Consider the following 3,632-nt stretch of genomic DNA (forward strand, 5'->3'; position numbering starts at 1 on the left):
ACAATTTTGGTGTCGAGTAGGACGGATGACAGTCATTCAACAAAAGAAAGAAACAAGTTTGCAGATTGCTTTGAGCAATTTGCCTGTTCTGTATGAAATCGTGAAGAGAAGATGTAATCGGATTAGCCTTTGGCTAATGTCGCAAGAGCTTGCTCAAGCCTTGCATTATGATTGGACGCCTAACCGCTCCACCGATTGTATCTCGAGAAGCTGGTCTTTCTGCTGATAACGTCGAAACAAGCATTTGCAGTCAAATGGCAACATTTGGCGTCGCATAATGCGGCTTTTAAAGCTGTTTTGATGGATATTGGCAATGAGAGTGATCAAGTGTCTTAAGGGCATTTGGTGGATGCCTTGGCATGCACAGGCGATGAAGGACGTGATACGCTGCGATAAGCGTCGGGGAGGTGCGAATACCCTTTGATCCGACGATTTCCGAATGGGGCAACCCACCTTAGATAGCTAGAAAATCTGAATTGTTGGCGCGCAAGCAAGAACAGTTCAACTTTCTAGTTATCGTAATAAGGTATCTAATTCTGAATACATAGGGGTTAGAAGCGAACCTGGGGAACTGAAACATCTAAGTACCCAGAGGAAAGGACATCAAACGAGACTCCGCTAGTAGTGGCGAGCGAACGCGGACCAGGCCAGTGGCTTATGTGAGTAAAGTGGAACAATCTGGAAAGGTTGGCTAAAGTGGGTGATAGCCCCGTACACGTAGAACGATCATAAGTCCTTGAGTAGGGCGGGACACGTGAAATCCTGTCTGAACATGGGTCGACCACGATCCAAGCCTAAGTACTCGTGCATGACCGATAGCGAACCAGTACCGTGAGGGAAAGGTGAAAAGCACCCCGACGAGGGGAGTGAAATAGTACCTGAAACCGAATGCCTACAAACAGTTGGAGCCCAAGATTCGTTCTGGGTGACAGCGTACCTTTTGTATAATGGGTCAGCGACTTAGTCTGACGAGCAAGCTTAAGCCGGTAGGTGTAGGCGTAGCGAAAGCGAGTCTGAACAGGGCGTTCAGTTCGTCGGATTAGACCCGAAACCAAGTGATCTAGCCATGAGCAGGTTGAAGGTACGGTAACACGTACTGGAGGACCGAACCCATATCTGTTGCAATAGATCGGGATGACTTGTGGCTAGGGGTGAAAGGCCAATCAAACTTGGAGATAGCTGGTTCTCCGCGAAATCTATTTAGGTAGAGCGTCCAGCGAATACCCCCGGGGGTAGAGCACTGAATGGGCTATGGGGACTCACCGTCTTACTGATCCTAATCAAACTCCGAATACCGGGGAGTACTACTGGGCAGACACACGGCGGGTGCTAACGTCCGTCGTGAAGAGGGCAACAACCCTGACCACCATCTAAGGTCCCTAAGTTATGGCTAAGTGGGAAAGGATGTGAGGATCCCAAAACAACCAGGATGTTGGCTTAGAAGCAGCCATCATTTAAAGAAAGCGTAACAGCTCACTGGTCTAAATAAGGGTCTTTGCGCCGAAAATGTACCGGGGCTAAAGCCATACACCGAAGCTGTGGATGCACGTATGTGCGTGGTAGCGGAGCGTTCCGTAAGCCTGTGAAGGGACAGTCGTGAGACATCCTGGAGGTATCGGAAGTGAGAATGCTGACATGAGTAACGATAAAGGGAGTGAGAGACTCCCTCGCCGAAAGTCCAAGGGTTCCTGCTTAAAGTTAATCTGAGCAGGGTTAGCCGGCCCCTAAGGCGAGGCCGAAAGGCGTAGTCGATGGGAACCACGTTAATATTCGTGGGCCTGCAGGTAGTGACGGATTGCGTGTGTTGTCAGGTCTTATTGGATTGATCTGGCAGCGAAGCGGTTCCAGGAAATAGCTCCTGCATATAGACCGTACCCTAAACCGACACTGGTGGACTGGTAGAGAATACCAAGGCGCTTGAGAGAACTGCGTTGAAGGAACTCGGCAAAATGCACGCGTAACTTCGGAAGAAGCGTGACCTCCATTTAGGCAACTAGGTGGAGGTGGCACAGACCAGGGGGTAGCGACTGTTTACCAAAAACACAGGGCTCTGCGAAGTCGCAAGACGACGTATAGGGTCTGACGCCTGCCCGGTGCTGGAAGGTTAAGAGGAGATGTGCAAGCATTGAATTGAAGCCCCAGTAAACGGCGGCCGTAACTATAACGGTCCTAAGGTAGCGAAATTCCTTGTCGGGTAAGTTCCGACCTGCACGAATGGCGTAACGACTTCCCCGCTGTCTCCAACGCAGACTCAGTGAAATTGAATTCCCCGTGAAGATGCGGGGTTCCTGCGGTTAGACGGAAAGACCCCGTGCACCTTTACTATAGCTTTACACTGGCATTCGTGTCGACATGTGTAGGATAGGTGGTAGACTTTGAAGCAGTGGCGCCAGCCATTGTGGAGTCATCCTTGAAATACCACCCTTATCTATATGGATGTCTAACTGCGGCCCGTTATCCGGGTCCAGGACCGTGTATGGTGGGTAGTTTGACTGGGGCGGTCGCCTCCTAAAGAGTAACGGAGGCGCGCGATGGTAGGCTCAGAACGGTCGGAAATCGTTCGTCGAGTGCAATGGCATAAGCCTGCCTGACTGCAAGACTGACAAGTCGAGCAGAGACGAAAGTCGGTCATAGTGATCCGGTGGTCCCGCGTGGAAGGGCCATCGCTCAACGGATAAAAGGTACGCCGGGGATAACAGGCTGATGACCCCCAAGAGTCCATATCGACGGGGTTGTTTGGCACCTCGATGTCGACTCATCGCATCCTGGGGCTGGAGCAGGTCCCAAGGGTATGGCTGTTCGCCATTTAAAGCGGTACGTGAGTTGGGTTCAGAACGTCGTGAGACAGTTCGGTCCCTATCTGCCGTGGGTGTAGGAATATTGATAGGATCTGTCCCTAGTACGAGAGGACCGGGATGGACGTATCTCTGGTGGACCTGTTGTCGTGCCAACGGCATAGCAGGGTAGCTATATACGGACGGGATAACCGCTGAAGGCATCTAAGCGGGAAACCCACCTAAAAACGAGTATTCCCTATCAGAGCCGTGGAAGACTACCACGTTGATAGGCCGGGTGTGGAAGTGCGGCAACGCATGTAGCTTACCGGTACTAATAGCTCGATCGACTTGATCACTCTCATTTACAATATCCATCGAACGAAGTTCGATGAATTAATAGCGCTCACGCCAGTCTGGCTTCGCCAGACGCTCACGCGGGCGCGGCCTCCGGCCGGCATGCAGTCGCATGCTTATTGTTGATCAGCGTTGCAGAGCAACGTTGATGTTATCAGTGCACGAAAGACAACCAGCTTCTCATATTTGTGTTCTTCGCCGACCTGGTGGTTATGGCGGAGCGGCTGCACCCGATCCCATTCCGAACTCGGCCGTGAAACGCTCCAGCGCCAATGGTACTTTGTCTTAAGACACGGGAGAGTAGGTCGCTGCCAGGTCTGCTAAGCACACAAATCAAATCATCTTCTCAAACCAATACAAAACAGATTAGTAAGCGCGATGCGCAAAAAATACCCAACCGGTTCAAAATAAACACCCTGGCGCGGGGTGGAGCAGCCCGGTAGCTCGTCAGGCTCATAACCTGAAGGCCGCAGGTTCAAATCCTGCCCCCGCAACCAAATC

At 51.5% G+C, this 3,632-nt stretch carries 1 tRNA gene and 2 rRNA genes; all 3 read left to right on the forward strand.

The window, feature by feature from the left end:
• The first annotated feature begins 321 nt into the window (after window positions 1–321).
• The 3 genes from OIV19_RS23250 to OIV19_RS23260 all read left to right on the forward strand — a co-directional run bounded on the left by OIV19_RS23250 (window position 322) and on the right by OIV19_RS23260 (window position 3,628).
• Window positions 322–3,133: ribosomal RNA gene (locus tag OIV19_RS23250) — 23S ribosomal RNA — on the forward strand.
• A gap of 200 nt (window positions 3,134–3,333) precedes the next feature.
• Window positions 3,334–3,448 (forward strand): 5S ribosomal RNA (gene rrf / locus OIV19_RS23255).
• 103 nt (window positions 3,449–3,551) lie between these two features.
• Window positions 3,552–3,628 (forward strand) — tRNA-Met (locus OIV19_RS23260).
• Window positions 3,629–3,632 lie beyond the last annotated feature (4 nt).

The sequence above is a fragment of the Brucella sp. HL-2 genome (genome assembly GCF_025846885.2).
Classification (GTDB): Bacteria; Pseudomonadota; Alphaproteobacteria; order Rhizobiales; family Rhizobiaceae; genus Brucella; species Brucella quorumnocens.